General features: G+C 62.1%; 11 protein-coding genes. 2 read left to right on the top strand and 9 right to left on the bottom strand.

The window, feature by feature from the left end:
• Positions 1 to 4: 4 nt before the first annotated feature.
• Positions 5 to 1009 carry a lipase secretion chaperone gene (locus AAEQ75_RS18600; protein WP_343350054.1) on the top strand — a complete coding sequence of 335 codons (1005 nt, stop codon included), beginning with the start codon at positions 5 to 7 and terminating at the stop codon, positions 1007 to 1009.
• Between the two features lie 29 nt (positions 1010 to 1038).
• On the opposite strand, the gene AAEQ75_RS18595 is transcribed toward AAEQ75_RS18600, so the two are convergent.
• The 4 genes from AAEQ75_RS18595 to AAEQ75_RS18580 form a co-directional block, all read right to left on the bottom strand.
• Positions 1039 to 2058 carry a LacI family DNA-binding transcriptional regulator gene (locus AAEQ75_RS18595; protein WP_343350053.1) on the bottom strand — a complete coding sequence of 340 codons (1020 nt, stop codon included), beginning with the start codon at positions 2056 to 2058 and terminating at the stop codon, positions 1039 to 1041.
• Positions 2059 to 2236: 178 nt separating this feature from the next.
• Positions 2237 to 3250: a TRAP transporter substrate-binding protein gene (locus AAEQ75_RS18590; protein ID WP_343350051.1), complete on the bottom strand. Its 1014-nt coding sequence runs from the start codon at positions 3248 to 3250 to the stop codon at positions 2237 to 2239.
• A gap of 57 nt (positions 3251 to 3307) precedes the next feature.
• Positions 3308 to 4585 carry a TRAP transporter large permease gene (locus AAEQ75_RS18585; RefSeq protein WP_343350050.1) on the bottom strand — a complete coding sequence of 426 codons (1278 nt, stop codon included), beginning with the start codon at positions 4583 to 4585 and terminating at the stop codon, positions 3308 to 3310.
• A gap of 49 nt (positions 4586 to 4634) precedes the next feature.
• Positions 4635 to 5756 carry a gluconokinase, GntK/IdnK-type gene (locus tag AAEQ75_RS18580; protein WP_343350049.1) on the bottom strand — a complete coding sequence of 374 codons (1122 nt, stop codon included), beginning with the start codon at positions 5754 to 5756 and terminating at the stop codon, positions 4635 to 4637.
• Between the two features lie 196 nt (positions 5757 to 5952).
• Here AAEQ75_RS18580 and AAEQ75_RS18575 point away from each other — a divergent pair, with 196 nt between their 5' ends.
• The gene (locus tag AAEQ75_RS18575; RefSeq protein ID WP_343350048.1) at positions 5953 to 8052 is read left to right on the top strand and encodes a TonB-dependent receptor family protein; all 2100 of its coding nucleotides are present in this window, start codon (positions 5953 to 5955) and stop codon (positions 8050 to 8052) included.
• Between the two features lie 117 nt (positions 8053 to 8169).
• On the opposite strand, the gene sucD is transcribed toward AAEQ75_RS18575, so the two are convergent.
• From sucD to AAEQ75_RS18550, 5 genes are all read right to left on the bottom strand, one after another.
• The gene (sucD, locus tag AAEQ75_RS18570; protein WP_059392427.1) at positions 8170 to 9057 is read right to left on the bottom strand and encodes a succinate--CoA ligase subunit alpha; all 888 of its coding nucleotides are present in this window, start codon (positions 9055 to 9057) and stop codon (positions 8170 to 8172) included.
• The gene (sucC, locus tag AAEQ75_RS18565) at positions 9057 to 10223 is read right to left on the bottom strand and encodes an ADP-forming succinate--CoA ligase subunit beta (RefSeq protein WP_125873746.1); all 1167 of its coding nucleotides are present in this window, start codon (positions 10221 to 10223) and stop codon (positions 9057 to 9059) included. The genes sucD and sucC overlap by 1 nt, the downstream gene beginning before the upstream one ends.
• Before the next feature lie 239 nt (positions 10224 to 10462).
• Entirely contained in the window at positions 10463 to 11899 is a 1437-nt protein-coding gene (lpdA, locus tag AAEQ75_RS18560) for a dihydrolipoyl dehydrogenase (protein ID WP_125873747.1), read from the bottom strand.
• 66 nt (positions 11900 to 11965) lie between these two features.
• On the bottom strand, positions 11966 to 13195 hold the full coding sequence (gene odhB / locus AAEQ75_RS18555; RefSeq protein WP_125873748.1) for a 2-oxoglutarate dehydrogenase complex dihydrolipoyllysine-residue succinyltransferase: 1230 nt from the start codon (positions 13193 to 13195) through the stop codon (positions 11966 to 11968).
• 64 nt (positions 13196 to 13259) lie between these two features.
• The gene (locus AAEQ75_RS18550; RefSeq protein ID WP_125873749.1) at positions 13260 to 16091 is read right to left on the bottom strand and encodes a 2-oxoglutarate dehydrogenase E1 component; all 2832 of its coding nucleotides are present in this window, start codon (positions 16089 to 16091) and stop codon (positions 13260 to 13262) included.
• Positions 16092 to 16246: the final 155 nt, after the last annotated feature.

Genomic DNA, 16246 nt, shown 5'->3' with positions numbered 1-16246 from the left:
TGCTGTGAAGAAAGCCCTGTTCATCCTACCTCTACTGATCGCCGCCAGCCTGGCGTTGATGCTCTACCTGCAACCCGGACACCAAACCACCCACCTCACCCCTCCCGCCGCCACGGCTAGGCCGCCCGCGCCGCAGCCGACTGCCCAGGCAATGGCCCCGAGCGTCGAGGACGCGCAGAAGCAGAAGAAGATCAGCAAGCTGGCCCTGCCCAGCTCCTTCGTAGGCACCGAAGTCGACGGCCGCTTTCGCGTGGATGCCACCGGCAACCTGATCATCAGCGAAGATATCCGGCGGATCTTCGATTACTTCCTTGCCAGCATCGGCGAAGAAAGCCTGGATGCCAGCGTTTCACGCCTGCGCAGCTACATCGACAGCCAATTGCAGGAACCGGCGCGAACCCGCGCACAGACGCTGCTGGAGCAATACCTGAGCTACAAGCGCGAGCTAGTGATGCTGGAGCGCGACCTGCCGCAAATGGCCAACCTGGATGCCATGCGCCAGCGCGAAACTGCCGTACAAGCGCTGCGTGCGCGTCTGTTCGACAACGAGACACACCTGGCCTTCTTCGCCCGTGAGGAAAGCTACAACCGCTTCACCCTGGAACGCCTGGCTATCCAGCACGACGGCAAAATGAGCGCAGAGGAAAAAGGCGTTGCCGTCGACCGCCTGCGCACCTCCCTGCCGGAAGAGCTGCAGGATGCCGTATTGCCACAACTGCAACAGGAACTGCGGCAGAACACGGCCCGACTGCAGGCCGAGGGCGCCAGCGCCGCGCAGATCCGCCAGATGCGTCAGCAACTGGTCGGCGCCGAAGCCACCACGCGTCTGGAGGCGCTGGATAGCCAGCGGCAGAACTGGCAGAAACGCCTGGATGGCTATCTCGCAGAGAAAGCGCGAATCGATGCCAGCGAAGGCCTCAGCGCGGGTGACAAACGTGCGGCCATCGAGGCACTGGCCGCCGAACGTTTCGATGAGCGTGAACGCCTGCGCCTGGATGCCGCCGAGTAATTGGCAGCCGCCAGCGAGAAGCAGTAGCGTCAGGCGCTGTCGCGCATCACCAGTTCGAAACCGACGTCAATGCAGTGCTGTTCCGGCATTTCGCCACGCATCAGCGCCAACAGCATGTTCGCCGCCAGCTCGCCGATACGCCCCCGGGTGGTACGCACCGTGCTCAAGGCCGGATGCATCCAGGCCGCCGCAGGCAGGTCGTTGAAGCCGGCGATAGCCAGACGCCCAGGCACATCCAACCCCAGTTGCCGGGCGCGGAACAGCGCACCCATGGCCAGGTCGTCGTTGTTGAAGAACACCGCATCGATCTGCGGCTGCTGCGCCAGCAGGCGGTCGAGCAGTTCGGCGCCCAGGCCGATGGATGACAACTGCGGTGTCAGCAGCTCCAGCGCCGGGTCGTGGCGATTGAGGTACTGCATCACCTGGCGATAGCCCTCGGCACGCTGCAAGGTACGCGGATCGAGCTGCGCCGCGGCGAAGGCGATATGGCGGTAACCACGCTGCACCAGGGCACGGGTCATGGCGGCGCCAGCGTCTACCTGAGAGAAACCGACGCAGTAGTCCTCCGGCTCCTCGCTCAGCTCCATCAGCGTTACCAACGGGCAACTGCTGACGCCGAGGATTTCCCGCGCCGCATCGCTGCGCTCGAACCCCGTAAGCAAGAGGCCAGCTGGCTGGTGCGCCAGGTAGGAGCGCAGCAGACGCTCGTCCTCCTCCACCCGATAGTGGCTGACGCCAATCATCATCTCGAAGCCGGCAGGCATCAGCACACGCTGGATGGCCTCGACGGTATCGACGAACACCGAGTTGGACAGCGACGGAATCACCACCGCCACCAGGTTCGAACGCGAACTGGCCAGCGCCCGCGCGGCAGGGTTGGGCACGTAGCCCAGCGACTGGGCCGCGCGCATCACCTGCTCGCGCAGCGCATCGGAAACCCGCCCCGGCTGCGACAGGGCGCGCGAGGCAGACATCAGCGAACAGCCTGCTGCCTTGGCCACATCGGACAGGGTGACGCGTTCGGCGGACCGGCGACGGCGTTGAGTCATAGCGCCTCCATTGTTTACCAGTGGGCGATTCTACCAGCCCCGCCGGTGAATAAAGCGCGGGACACGCCGCCCGGGGTAACGTCACCATGCAAGGAGCGATACCACCTGCGTGCCCCGCGAAACTGCGAACCCACCCAAAATCAGCGGCGCACTGAACGCGCCAATTCTGGGCAAGCCCTTATAGAGCGGCCTTTTCGGCCTCAGTCTGCACCTGATCGAACAGTTGCTGACCGACTGTGTCGACGACCTTCTGGATCGCCGGTGCAGCCTGCTCACGCATGCGCTGCACTTGCGCCGCTTCCACTTCGTTGATCTGCATACCCTTGTCTTTCAGCTCGGCCAGGGCACGGGCTGCTTCCTCGCGGGTGTCCTTACGCTCGAAGTCACGCGCCTTCTTCGCCGCCTCCAGCAGAATGTTCTGCTCGGTTTGTGACAGACCATCCCACCAGCGCTTGGACACGGTGACGATCCACGGGCTATACACGTGGTTGGTCACGGTCAGGTACTTCTGCACTTCGTAGAATTTCGAGGAAAGAATGGTGTTGAAGGGGTTTTCCTGGCCGTCGACGGCCTTGGTCTCCAGCGCGGTGAACAGCTCGGAGAACGGCAGTGGCACCGCGTTGGCGCCCATCAGCTTGAAGGTCTCGAGAAACACCGGGTTGGGCATCACGCGCAACTTGACCCCGGAGAAGTCCTCCAGCTTGCTGATCGGGCGACTGTTGTTGGTCAGGTTACGGAAGCCGTTTTCCCAGTACACCAAGCCGACCAGGCCTTTCTCTTCCAGCTTGTCCATGACCTGGCGGCCCACCGGGCCGTCGAGCACGGCATCGGCCTGCTCGGCGCTGCTGAACAGGAACGGCGTGTCCCACACCGCCATTTCCTTGGTGATACCCACCAGAGTCGCGGTCGAACCGACCATCATTTCCTGCGCGCCACCGATCAGTGCGCTCTGCATCTGGTCATCGGAACCCAGGCTAGCGGCGCCGAAGGTGCGCACCTTGAGTTTGCCGTCGGAAGCCTTGGCCACCTCTTCGGCGAACAGCTTGGCCGCACGGCCCTGATTGCTGTTCTCGTTGAGACCGTAACCGAAGCGGATCATGCGCGAACGCACGTCATCGGCATGGGCGGTGAAACTGGCGAGCGGGCTGCACAGCATGGCAGCAGTGAGGATGGCGAGCAGTGGACGTTTCATCGGGACTACCTCTTATTGTTGTGAATGATGACGGCGCGCCAGCGCCGCTGGGTCAACTCAGCGCAACCAGGCCAACGGCACGGTGACGATGGACGGGAATGCCACCAGCAGCGCGACGATGATCAGATAGATCAGGAAGAACGGCATGACGCCGCGTACCAGCACTTCCATACGCAACTTGCCGATACCGCCAACGACGTTGAGTACCGTGCCGACTGGCGGGGTGATCAGGCCGATGGAGCCGATCAGTACGAACATCACGCCGAAGTACACCGGATCGACACCGGCCTTGATCGCGATGGGCGCCAGTACCGGTGCCAGAATCAGGATGGTCGGCGTCAGGTCGAGCACCATGCCTACCGCGATCATCAGCAACATGATCGCCAGTACCAGCAGTCTTGGATGATCAGCCAGTGGCCCGAGCATGGCGCCGATCTCGTCCGGCAGCTGGGCCAGGGTGATCATGTAGGCGGACACCGTGGCCGCAGCACAGAGGAACATCACCGACGCCGTGGTGCGGCTGGCGCGGGTCAGGGTCTCCATCAGGTCGCTCCAGCTCAGCTCACGGTAGAGCAAGGTGGAAACGGCCAGGGCATACACCGCAGCGACAACCGCCGCTTCGGTGGGCGTGAAGATGCCGAAGCGCAGACCGCCAACGATGATCACCGGCAACATCAAGGCAGCAGCGCCATCGACCAGCACACGGCGACGCTCGGCAGCGGTGGCCTTGGGCGGCGTGGGCTCGGTGAAACCGCGGGCGATCAGCGTCCAGGCGACGATCAGGCCTGCGCCCATGATCAGCCCCGGCACCAGCCCCGCCATGAACAGCTGGCTGATGGAGGTGTTGGTGACCACACCGTAAATCACGAACGGCATCGACGGCGGAATGATCGGCGCGATGATGCCGCCAGCGGCTACCAGGCCAGCCGAGGAATGCACGGGATAACCGCGCTGGCGCATCATCGGCAACAGCAAGGTGGCCAGCGCCGCAGTATCGGCCAATGCCGAACCGGACATACTGGCCAGCAGCACGGCAGCGGCGATGGCAACGTAACCGAGGCCTCCGCGCAGGTGGCCAAAGTAGGCCTGGGCCATGGCGATGATGCGCCGGGAAATGCCGCCGGCGTTCATCAGCTCGCCGGCCAGAATGAAGAAAGGTACCGCCAGCAGCGGGAAGCTGTCAGCGCCGGCCAGCAGGTTCTGCGCCAGCAGCTGCACGTCCCAGAAATCCAGGTACCACATCAGTACGGCCGCGGTAAGGATCAGGGCAAAGGCGATGGGCATGCCGAATGCCATGAACCCCAGCAGGGAAGAAAGAAATACCGCGACAGTCATCGGCAGGTCCTCGGTGGGCAGTGCCCGTCTTGTTGGAATGGAGCCAGCATCATTCGACGTGCGCCTGACTCAGGGCCGGCTGCGGCGTACGCCGCCAGAGGTTGATCAACTGCACCACGGCGAGAATCGCCAGCACCAGCATGCTCGCCAGCACCGGTAGCATCGCCAGCACCACTGGGTAACCAACCACCGTACTGACGTTGCCCCAACCGAACTGCACCTGATTCCAGGCGCCCAAGGCCGAGAGCAGGCTCGCTCCTGCCACGAGAATCCAGCTCAGTGAATCCACCAGTCGCTGCGCCAATAACGGGAAGCGGTCGCGAACCATGCGGAATGTCATCAGCTCACCCCGCCGCATCCCAGAGGCCACGCCGACGAATACCAGCCAGACGAAGGCCAGCCGCGACAACTCTTCTGCGCCAGGCCAACCCGTGCCGAATGCGTAGCGCAGCACCACGTTGGTGAACACCGCCACCACCATGAAGGCCATCAGCACCGCCATCATTCCATCGGTCAGGCGATCGAACATACGCGCGATGCGCCCTTCATAAATCGGTTCGGCACCTAGCTGAGCCGCTTGGTTAGCGCTATCAATTTCGCTGTCGAGCATATCCTGAGCCTGGCTCGACACGGCCTCCGCCGCCTCGCGACGTACCCAGGTCTGGATCTCGGCCACCAACGCTTGTCGCGACTGCTGCGCATCGACGACACGTACGTATGGTTCACCTGCCGGGCTTTCGAGAGTGGCGAACTGGCTGTCAACCAGCGAAGTCGGCATGAAATGGCTGGGCCGAGCACCCACGCGCTGCACAGCGGTCGCGTGATCGATATCCAGGTGCACGAACTGCAACCCCGGGACCGCCTGACGCAAGCGCTCGCGGTAAGCGCGCTTGAGCGCCGAGCAGGCCAGCACGAAGCACTCACCGGCGGCCTGCGCGGCCAGCATCTGCTCGCACAGTGCATCCAGCCAGTGGCGACGGTCTTCGTCGCTCAGCGGGGTGCCCGCGCGCATGCGCTCTACGTTCTCAGGGGGGTGGAAATGATCGGCTTCGATATGACGCCAACCGAGGGCAGTGGCGACTGCCTGGCTGATCTCGCTCTTGCCGGAGCCACTGACCCCCATGACCACCAGGGTGGTACGGGCAGGCAGTGCGGGAGGCTGCTGTTGCATGGGAACTCCATGGGCACCATCAAGGTGGTACCGCTCATTGTTTGAGCCGAATGTTAGCGCTATCCAAATCGTTCGACAACCCTCCCCTGGCAACATTTCGTAGAGCATTTTCATTAATGACGATCGTTCAGCTATGGCCCGCTGCTGGCTGACACGTTCAAGATCGCCTACCGGCCCCAAGAGAGACATTTCGCTTATGTATCGGCTGAGCCCCTGCTTCTGGTTGCCTCCATTATTCTTGTCACTCACTGCGCAGGCCGAAGACGCCACCTACCAAGCCGACCCGCTGGTGGTCACCGGCAGCCGCTATCAGGCCAGTGGCTGGCAACTGCCCTTCTCCGTCAACCGCATTGATGCCGAACAGGCCACCCTCGGCAAACCAGGCGTCAACCTGTCCGAGGCGCTCGGCAGCGTGCCGGGGCTGGTGGTGCAGAACCGGCAGAACTATGCGCAGGACCTGCAGATATCCTCGCGCGGCTTCGGCGCCCGCTCGGCCTTCGGCATTCGCGGTATCAAGCTGCTGGCTGACGGTGTGCCGCTGTCCAACCCCGACGGTCAAGGCCAGGCCGCGACCTTCGACCTCGACACCCTGGAACGTATCGAGGTGCTGCGCGGCCCCTTCGCCAGCGTTTACGGCAGCAATTCTGGCGGGGTCATCCAGTTGTTCTCGCGTGATGGCGAAGGTCCACCCAAGCTGTCACTCGACACCTCGCAAGCCGCCTACGGCACCAGTCGCACCCGCGTCGCAGCCGAAGGTGGCAACGACAAGGCTGGTTTCATCATCAACCGCTCGCACTTCGAGACCGACGGCTACCGCGACCATAGCGGCGCCATCCTCGACAAGACCTTCGCCAAGCTGATCCTGTATCCGGACGATGTCAGCAAGCTCAGCCTCAGCTTCAGCGAGCTGGATCAGAACGACACGCAAGACCCGCAAGGTCTGACTTGGGCTCAGGTGCAGAGCGACCGCCGCAGCGCCGCGCCCAGCGCAATGGAGTTTGATACACGCAAGGCCGTCGATCATCGTCAGTTTGCGCTCAACTACGAGCGCAGCTTTGCCGCCGGCACCTGGCAAAGCACGCTATATAGCGGTACGCGACGGGTGATTCAGTACCAGTCGATTCCAAGACTCGCCCAACTGCCACCAAGAGATCCTGACCAAAAGCACTCGGGCGGTGTTATCGATTTCGAGCGCCGCTTTCACGGCATCGGCAACCGCTGGATTCAGTCGTTCGACCTGGGCAACAGCCTGATGACCGTCACCACCGGCCTGGATTACGACTATTCGCGAGACGACCGCCAGGGTTTTGAAAACTTCGCCGGCGGCACCCTGGGCGTAAAAGGCAACCTGCGCCGCGACGAGCACAACGAGGTCACCAGCCTGTCGCCCTACGTCCAGGCCGCTTGGCAACTGGGCAAGCTAGAGCTGCAGGCCGGCCTGCGTCACAGCCAGGTGGAATTTGACGTGGACGACCGCTTCCTGAGCAATGGCGACGATAGTGGCTCGGTGACCTACCGCGAACTGACGCCGACCCTGGGCGCCAGTTACGCCCTGCTGCCAGGACTGAATGTTTACACCAGCTGGGGCAAGGGCGTGGAGACGCCGACGCTGAACGAGTTGTCCTACTCCGGCCCCGACAACAGCTTCGGCTTCGACCTGCAACCGGCCACCAGCGAACAGGTAGAAGTCGGCCTCAAGGCACGCCTGGCCGAGGCCACCAGCCTGCAAGTGGCGCTGTTTCAGATCGATACCGACGACGAGTTGGTGGTCGAATCAGCCAGCGGCGGCCGATCACGCTTCCAGAACGCCGCCCAGACTAGCCGCCGCGGCGTCGAACTGGCCCTGGAAAGCCGCCTGAGCGACACCTTGCGCGCCAACCTCGCCTATACGCAGATCGACGCCACCTACAGCAAGAATTTCACCAGCAACGGCCGATTGATCGAGTCGGGCAATCGCCTGCCAGGCATTCCCGCGCGCACGCTGTTTGGCGAGCTGGCCTGGCAACCGCTGGACTGGTTCAGCACCGCCATCGAAGGCCTGTACCGCAGCCAGCTGTATGTCGAAGACAGCAACACAGCCAAGACCGCGCCCAGCTACGCACTGTTCAACTGGCAGGCACGCTTCGAACAGAAAGTTGGTGCAATGACCTTCAACCAGGTGCTGCGCATCGACAACCTGCTGGATCGCGAATACATCGGCTCGGTGATCGTCGGCGACAGCAACGGCCGCTACTACGAACCAGGCCCGGAGCGCGCCTGGCATGTCGGCGCTGGCATGCAGTACCAGTTCGAATGAGGCTGGCAACTGAGGCTCGCGTCTCCACCCCTCTTGCGGGATAGGACGCCAGCAAATACAGCTCAAAAACAGAAAAGGCCACCCGAAGGTGGCCTTTTGCGTGCAGTCAGCGAAGGCTTAGGCCTTCTTGACTTCCCAACCGGTCAGCTCGGCCAGAGCCTTGCCGATGTCAGCCAGGGAACGCACGGTTTTCACACCAGCGTCCTGCAGTGCAGCGAATTTCTCGTCTGCAGTGCCCTTGCCACCGGAGATGATGGCGCCAGCGTGGCCCATGCGCTTGCCGGGAGGAGCGGTCACACCAGCGATGTAGGAAACTACAGGCTTGGTGACGTTGGCCTTGATGTAGGCAGCCGCTTCTTCTTCAGCCGAACCGCCGATCTCACCGATCATGACGATCGCTTCGGTCTTCGGGTCTTCCTGGAACAGCTTCAGGATATCGATGAAGTTGGAGCCCGGGATGGGGTCGCCGCCGATGCCCACGCAGGTGGACTGGCCGAAACCGGCGTCGGTGGTCTGCTTCACGGCTTCATAGGTCAGGGTGCCCGAACGGGACACGATGCCGACTTTGCCTGGCAGGTGGATGTGACCCGGCATGATGCCGATCTTGCACTCGCCGGGAGTGATCACGCCCGGGCAGTTCGGGCCGATCAGGGTAATGCCCAGCTCGTCGCAGATGACTTTGGCATCCAGCATGTCCAGGGTAGGAATGCCTTCGGTGATGCAGACGATCAGCTTGATGCCGCCGAATGCAGCTTCCAGGATCGAGTCTTTGCAGAACGGAGCCGGAACGTAGATGACCGAAGCGTCAGCGCCAGTGGCTTCAACGGCTTCTTTCACGGTGTTGAACACCGGCAGGCCCAGGTGAGTGGTGCCGCCCTTGCCCGGAGTCACGCCGCCAACCATCTTGGTGCCGTAGGCGATGGCTTGTTCGGAGTGGAAAGTACCCTGCGAGCCGGTGAAGCCCTGGCAGATGACTTTGGTGTCTTTATTGATCAGGACGCTCATTACTTGCCCTCCGCAGCTTTGACGACTTGCTGAGCAGCGTCGGTCAGGCTGGTTGCCGCGATGATGTTCAGGCCGCTTTCAGCCAGGACCTTGGCGCCCAGCTCAGCGTTGTTACCTTCCAGGCGGACGACCACCGGGATTTTAACGCCGACTTCTTTCACTGCGCCGATGATGCCTTCGGCAATCATGTCGCAACGAACGATACCGCCGAAGATGTTCACCAGAACGGCAGCAACGTTGCTGTCGGACAGGATGATCTTGAAGGCTTCGGTCACGCGCTCTTTGGTTGCGCCGCCACCTACGTCGAGGAAGTTGGCTGGCTTGCCGCCGTGCAGGTTGACGATGTCCATGGTACCCATGGCCAGACCGGCACCGTTGACCATGCAGCCGATGTTGCCTTCCAGGGCCACGTAGTTCAGCTCGAAGCTGGCAGCGTGGGCTTCACGAGGATCGTCTTGCGACGGATCGTGGAAGGTCTTCAGCTTCGGCTGACGGTACATGGCGTTAGCGTCGATGTTGATCTTCGCGTCCAGGCAGTGCAGGTCGCCGTCGGCCTTGATGACCAGCGGGTTGACTTCCAGCAGAGCCAGATCGTGATCCTTGAACAGCTTGGCCAGACCTACGAAGATCTTGGCGAACTGAGCGACTTGCTTGCCTTCCAGACCCAGCTGAAAAGCCAGCTCGCGGCCCTGGAACGGCTGCGCGCCAACCAGCGGATCAACGGTGGCCTTGAGGATCTTCTCAGGAGTTTCGTGGGCCACTTTCTCGATGTCCACGCCACCTTCGGTGGAAGCCATGAACACGATGCGACGGCTGGAGCGGTCCACTACAGCGCCCAGGTACAGTTCCTTGGCGATGTCGGTGCAGGATTCGACCAGGATTTTGCTGACCGGCTGACCGTTGGCGTCAGTCTGGTAGGTCACCAGACGCTTGCCCAGCCAGTTGGCGGCGAAGGCCTTGGCGTCTTCTTTGCTCTTGACCAGCTTTACGCCACCGGCTTTACCGCGGCCACCAGCGTGGACCTGAGCTTTGACGACCCACTCGCTGCCGCCGATTTTTTCGCAGGCTTCTGCGGCTTCTTCCGGGGTGTCTACCGCGAAACCCTTGGATACGGGCAGGCCGTATTCAGCGAACAGCTGCTTACCCTGATACTCGTGAAGATTCATGCTTGTCTACCGTCTTCGTTTAGGTATTGCGCATTCGGCGCTGTACTTGTGATACCGCGCCACCTGTGACTGCCGAAGCAGTCCGTCGGGGGCTTGCGCTGCGAGTTGGACTCGACGCGGGCCACGCGACGTGGTTCTGCTTGCAAACACCGCCGTAGCGATGGGGCGATTACACGACGCCCCGCCTACCACGGCGGCTTACAACAACTCGAGTGGCCGAACGAGTCGGCCACTAACGCTTAGCGTTTCTTGCGATTGGCGATGTGAATCGCGCCGCCGTTCACTGCCAGGGCCGCTTCATGCAGCGCTTCGGACAGGGTCGGGTGGGAGAAGACCATCATGCCCAGGTCTTCGGCGCTGGTGCCGAATTCCATGCCGATCGCGCCTTGCTGTACCAGCTCGGCAGCGCTTGGGCCGATCACGTGAACACCCAGCACGCGGTCGGTGTTGGCGTCAGCAATAACCTTGACGAAACCGCCAGTGTCGTTGGCCGCCATGGCACGACCGCTAGCAGCGAACGGGAAGGTACCGACGTTGACTGCAACGCCTTCGGCCTTCAGTTGCTGCTCGGTCTTGCCGACCCATGCGATTTCCGGGTGGGTGTAAATCACGGACGGGATCAGATCGTAGTTCATCTGCGCCTTGTGGCCAGCGATGCGCTCGGCAACCATCACGCCCTCTTCCGAGGCCTTGTGCGCGAGCATGGCACCACGCACGACGTCACCGATGGCGTATACGCCCGGAACGCTGGTTTCGCACTGGTCGTTGACGAAGATGTAGCCGCGCTCGTCCAGGGTCACGCCGCTGTCGGCAGCCAGCAGATCGGTGGTCACCGGGCGACGGCCCACGGCCACAATCAGCTTGTCGAACACAATCTTCTGCTCGCCATTGGCGTCAGTGAAGGTGACGGTAACCTGCTTCTTCTTGACCTCGGTACCGGTAACGCGAGCACCCAGACGGATGTCCAGGCCCTGCTTGGTCAGGGTCTTCTGGGCTTCCTTGGCGATCTGCTCATCGGCGGCCGCGAGGAACTTGTCCATGGCTTCCAGAACGGTCACTTCCGCACCCAGGCGAGCCCATACCGAGCCCAGCTCCAGACCGATCACGCCAGCGCCGATGACGCCCAGCTTCTTCGGTACGCTCTGGAATTCCAGGGCGCCAGTGGAGTCGACGATCACGTCCTGATCGACCGGAGCCGGCGGGATCTCGACCGGCTTGGAGCCGGAGGCAATGATCACGTGAGCAGCTTCAACCACCTGGCTTTTGCCGTCGGTGCCGGTCACTTCGACTTGCTTGCCAGCCAGCAGCTTGCCGTGGCCTTCGAGCAGGGTCACGCCATTAGCCTTGAACAGGCCGGCAACACCGCCGGTGAGGTTCTTGATGATGGTGTTCTTGCGCGCCACCATGGCCGGGACATCGATGGTCACGCCCTTGGCTTCGATACCATGCACGGCGAAGCCGTCTTTCGCTTCGTGGTACTTCCAGGAGCTGTCCAGCAGCGCCTTAGACGGAATGCAACCGACGTTCAGGCAAGTGCCGCCGAGAGCGACCTTGCCGTCCTGGCCCTGGTACTTCTCGATGCAGGCGGTCTTCAGACCGAGTTGCGCTGCTTTGATGGCGGCTACATAGCCACCAGGGCCGGCACCGATGACTACCACGTCGAATTTCTGGGTCATAACGTATTCCTTCTCGAATAAACCGGACGGCCCTGAGAACAGGGCCGCCGTGGAGGAGACTGGCTTTTAGATTTCCAGCAGCAGGCGAGCCGGGTCTTCAAGCAGGTTCTTGATGGTTACCAGGAAGGTCACGGCTTCCTTACCATCGATCAGGCGGTGGTCGTAAGACAGCGCCAGGTACATCATTGGACGGATCACCACCTGGCCGTTGATCGCCATCGGGCGCTGAACGATGTTGTGCATACCCAGGATCGCAGCCTGCGGCGGGTTGACGATCGGGGTCGACATCATCGAACCGAAGGTACCACCGTTGGTAATGGTGAAGGTGCCGCCAGTCATTTCTTCGATCGACAGCTTGCCGTCTTTGGCTTTCTTGCCGAAGGTGGCGATGCCGCTCTCGATTTCAGCCAGGCTCATTTGCTCGGCGTTACGCAATACCGGCACCACCAGGCCACGGTCGCTGGACACGGCAACACCGATGTCGGCGTAGCCGTGATAAACGATGTCGTTGCCGTCGATCGAGGCGTTGACTGCCGGGAAACGCTTCAGCGCTTCGGTAGCTGCCTTGACGAAGAACGACATGAAGCCCAGACGCACGCCGTTGTGGGACTTCTCGAACAGGTCCTTGTACTTCGAACGCAGGGCCATGACTTCGGTCATGTCTACTTCGTTGAAGGTGGTCAGCATGGCCATGGTGGACTGGGCTTCGACCAGACGCTCGGCGATCTTGGCGCGCAGACGGGTCATCGGCACACGCTTCTCGGTGCGGTCGCCAGTGGCGACGACAGCAGCGGCAGCAGCCGGGGCAGCGGCAGGCTTGGCAGCGGCAGCCGGGGCGTTCTTCTTGGCTTCGACGGCAGCGACCACGTCTTCCTTGGTCACACGGCCACCTTTACCGGTGCCGGCAATGCTGTTCGGGTCGATGCCGTTCTCTTCGGCCAGCTTACGCGCGGCGGGCGAGAGGATGGCGTCGTCACCAGCAACAGCAGCCGGAGCAGCAGCCTGGGCCGGCGCAGCGGCAGCGGCCGGTGCAGCAGCCGGAGCGACGGCGGCAGCGCCACCTTCGGTCAGTTTGCCCAGCAGCTCGTTGGAGAGAACGGTATCGCCTTCGTTCTTGATGATTTCAGCCAGGACACCATCGGCCTCGGCCAGTACTTCGATCACGACCTTGTCAGTTTCGATGTCGACGATCAGCTCATCGCGCTTGACCGCTTCGCCCGGCTTCTTGTGCCAGGTGGCCACGGTGCCGTCGGCAACCGATTCCGGGAAGGTTGGGGCTTTGATCTCGATAGCCATTGTATGCGTTTCCTTAAATTCGGTTTACCGGCAGGTGGCACTCGCCACCTGCCGGATGAAGGCGTTAAACAGTAAAGGCGTCCTGCAGCAGTTTTTCCTGCTGCTCGGCGTGCATCGACGCATAACCACAAGCTGGCGCAGCCGAGGCATCACGACCGGCGTACTCCAGGAGCAGCGACTTCTTGTGTGCAGTAGCGACGCGACGCATGTGGTGCTGGCTGCAATACCAGGCGCCCTGGTTCATCGGCTCTTCCTGACACCAGACGATGTGCTTGAGGTTCTTGTACGGCGCCAGCGCTTCGGCCAGATCGTCTTCCGGGAACGGATAGAGCTGCTCGATACGCACGATGGCGGTATCGTCGCGCCCCTCGGCACGACGCTTCTCCAGCAGGTCGTAGTAGACCTTGCCGCTGCAGAGGATCAGACGCTCGACCTTTTTCGGATCCAGCGCGTCGATCTCGCCGATCACGGTCTGGAAGGAGCCTTCGGCCAGATCTTCCAGGGTCGAGATGGCCAGCTTGTGGCGCAGCAGCGACTTCGGCGTCAGCACCACCAGCGGCTTGCGCAGCGGGCGGATCACCTGGCGACGCAGCATGTGGTAGACCTGCGCCGGGGTGGTCGGTACGCAGACCTGCATGTTGTGCTCGGCGCACAGTTGCAGGTAACGCTCCAGACGCGCCGAGCTGTGCTCAGGCCCCTGCCCTTCATAGCCGTGCGGCAGCAGAACGGTCAGACCGCAGAGGCGGCCCCACTTGGTTTCACCGCTGGAGATGAACTGGTCGAATACCACCTGAGCGCCGTTGGCGAAGTCGCCGAACTGGGCTTCCCAGATCACCAGCGCGTTCGGCGTGGTGGTGGCGTAGCCGTATTCGAAGGCCAGCACCGCTTCCTCGGAGAGGTAGGAGTCGTACAGCTCGAACTTCGGCTGGCCCTCGTACAGGTTCTTCAGCGGAACGTAGGTCGAGGCGTCCTTCTGGTTGTGCAGCACCGCATGACGGTGGGAGAAGGTGCCACGGCCGATGTCCTGGCCGGTCATGCGGATCGGGTGACCTTCGACCAGCAGCGTGGCATAGGCCATGGTCTCAGCGAAGCCCCAGTTGATCGGCAAGCCGCCTGCGCCCATCTTCTGACGGTCTTCGAGGATCTTCGCCACCTGGCGCTGAACCAGGAAGCCCTCAGGGATTTCCAGCAGTTTGGCAGACAGATCCTGCAGGGTCTTCAGATCGAAACGGGTGTCATGACGCGCGGTCCAGGCATGACCCAGGTAAGGACGCCAGTCGACGAACAGCTCCTTGTTCGGCTCCTTGACCAGGCTCTTGACCACGTGCTGACCGTTGTCCAGTGCAGTGCGGTACTCGTCGATCTTGGCCTGCACGTCGTCGCTGCTCTGCACGCCGGCGGCAATCAGTGCATCGGCGTACAGCTCACGGGTGGTGCGCTGCTTGGCGATCTGCTGGTACATCAGCGGCTGGGTACCGTTCGGCTCGTCGGCCTCGTTGTGACCACGACGACGGTAGCAGACTAGGTCGATGACCACGTCACGCTTGTACTGCATGCGGTAGTCGACAGCCAGCTGCGTAACGAACAACACGGCTTCCGGATCATCGCCGTTCACATGGAAGATCGGCGCCTGGATCATCTTGGCCACGTCGGTCGCGTACTCGGTGGAGCGCGCATCCAGCGGGTTGCTGATGGTGAAGCCGACCTGGTTGTTGATCACGATGTGGATGGTGCCGCCAGTCTTGTAGCCGCGGGTCTGCGACATCTGGAAGGTTTCCATGACCACACCCTGACCGGCGAAAGCCGCGTCACCGTGGATGGAAATCGGCAGTACCTTGTCGCCAGTGGCATCACTGCGACGATCCTGACGAGCACGCACCGAACCCTCGACCACCGGAGAAACGATCTCCAGGTGCGAAGGGTTGAACGCCAGCGCCAGGTGCACTTCGCCACCTGCGGTCATGACGTTGGAGGAGAAGCCCTGGTGGTACTTCACGTCACCGGACGACAGACCTTCGGTCTTCTTGCCTTCGAACTCGTCGAACAGGTCGCGCGGGTTCTTGCCGAAGGTGTTGACCAGGACGTTCAGACGGCCGCGGTGGGCCATACCGATGACCACTTCCTTGGTGCCGTAGGAGCCGGAACGCTGGATGATTTCGTCCAGCAGCGGGATCAGGCTTTCGCCACCCTCCAGACCGAAACGCTTGGTGCCCGGGTACTTGGTGCCCAGGTATTTTTCCAGACCTTCGGCAGCGGTGACGCGCTCAAGCACATGCGCCTGCACTTCGGCGGAAAACTGCGGACGACCGCGCACGCTTTCCAGGCGCTGGGCGAACCAGTTGCGCTGACCGGAGTCGACGATGTGGGTGAACTCGGCACCGATGGTGCGACAATATGTCTGCTGCAGCGCATCGCGAATTTCGCGTAGCGTTGCCTCTTCCTTGCCGATATACAGCTCGCCAGTGCGGAATGTGGTGTCCAGATCAGCGTCGGTCAGGCCGTAGTGATTGATCGACAGGTCAGACGGCGCAGTGCGCACCCACAGACCCAGAGGGTCAAGCTGGGCGGCCTGATGGCCACGCATGCGGTAGGCCTGGATCAAGCGCAGCACTTCCACCTGCTTCTTTTCGTGCTCGCTGCTGACGGCCCCGGCGGAAACCGGCTGGGCACGACGCGAATTCTTGGCGAGCAGGACGAAATGATCGCGAATGGTCGAATGCGATACGTCCGTTGCAGCGCTGCCGTCGGTCGGCAACTTCTGGAAGTAAGTGCGCCACTCTTCTGGCACAGCGTTGGGATCGTGCAGGTAGAGCTCGTAGAGCTCTTCCACGTAGGCAGCGTTGCCACCGGATAGGTGGGCACTGTCCCACATGCGCTGCATCACGCTTTCTTGCATGCTTGGTCACCCTCGGTAAGGGGACACCACCGGCGTGAATACCGCATAGCCTTAATCAAAGTCATGATGCTGCGACTCGGATGAAGCCACTTGGGTTCCGCAGATAGTCCGGGTACCAGCCCGGATGCCCCTGCTGGTCGTCATATTTTTCGAGT

The sequence above is a fragment of the Pseudomonas sediminis genome, from assembly GCF_039555755.1.
GTDB lineage: Bacteria > Pseudomonadota > Gammaproteobacteria > Pseudomonadales > Pseudomonadaceae > Aquipseudomonas > Aquipseudomonas mendocina_D.
The sequence above is the reverse complement of the archived record's forward strand: the minus strand, read 5'-3'. Positions and strand labels throughout refer to the sequence as shown.

Bases quoted from the DNA above. Each gene is read 5' to 3' on its own strand.
- sucC (WP_125873746.1), bottom strand. From the start codon at position 10,223: ATGAATCTTCACGAGTATCAGGGTAAGCAGCTGTTCGCTGAATACGGC.
- odhB (WP_125873748.1), bottom strand. From the start codon at position 13,195: ATGGCTATCGAGATCAAAGCCCCAACCTTCCCGGAATCGGTTGCCGAC.
- AAEQ75_RS18590 (WP_343350051.1), bottom strand. From the start codon at position 3,250: ATGAAACGTCCACTGCTCGCCATCCTCACTGCTGCCATGCTGTGCAGC.
- AAEQ75_RS18585 (WP_343350050.1), bottom strand. From the start codon at position 4,585: ATGACTGTCGCGGTATTTCTTTCTTCCCTGCTGGGGTTCATGGCATTC.
- AAEQ75_RS18580 (WP_343350049.1), bottom strand. From the start codon at position 5,756: ATGCAACAGCAGCCTCCCGCACTGCCTGCCCGTACCACCCTGGTGGTC.
- sucD (WP_059392427.1), bottom strand. From the start codon at position 9,057: ATGAGCGTCCTGATCAATAAAGACACCAAAGTCATCTGCCAGGGCTTC.
- AAEQ75_RS18575 (WP_343350048.1), top strand. From the start codon at position 5,953: ATGTATCGGCTGAGCCCCTGCTTCTGGTTGCCTCCATTATTCTTGTCA.
- AAEQ75_RS18595 (WP_343350053.1), bottom strand. From the start codon at position 2,058: ATGACTCAACGCCGTCGCCGGTCCGCCGAACGCGTCACCCTGTCCGAT.
- AAEQ75_RS18550 (WP_125873749.1), bottom strand. From the start codon at position 16,091: ATGCAAGAAAGCGTGATGCAGCGCATGTGGGACAGTGCCCACCTATCC.
- lpdA (WP_125873747.1), bottom strand. From the start codon at position 11,899: ATGACCCAGAAATTCGACGTGGTAGTCATCGGTGCCGGCCCTGGTGGC.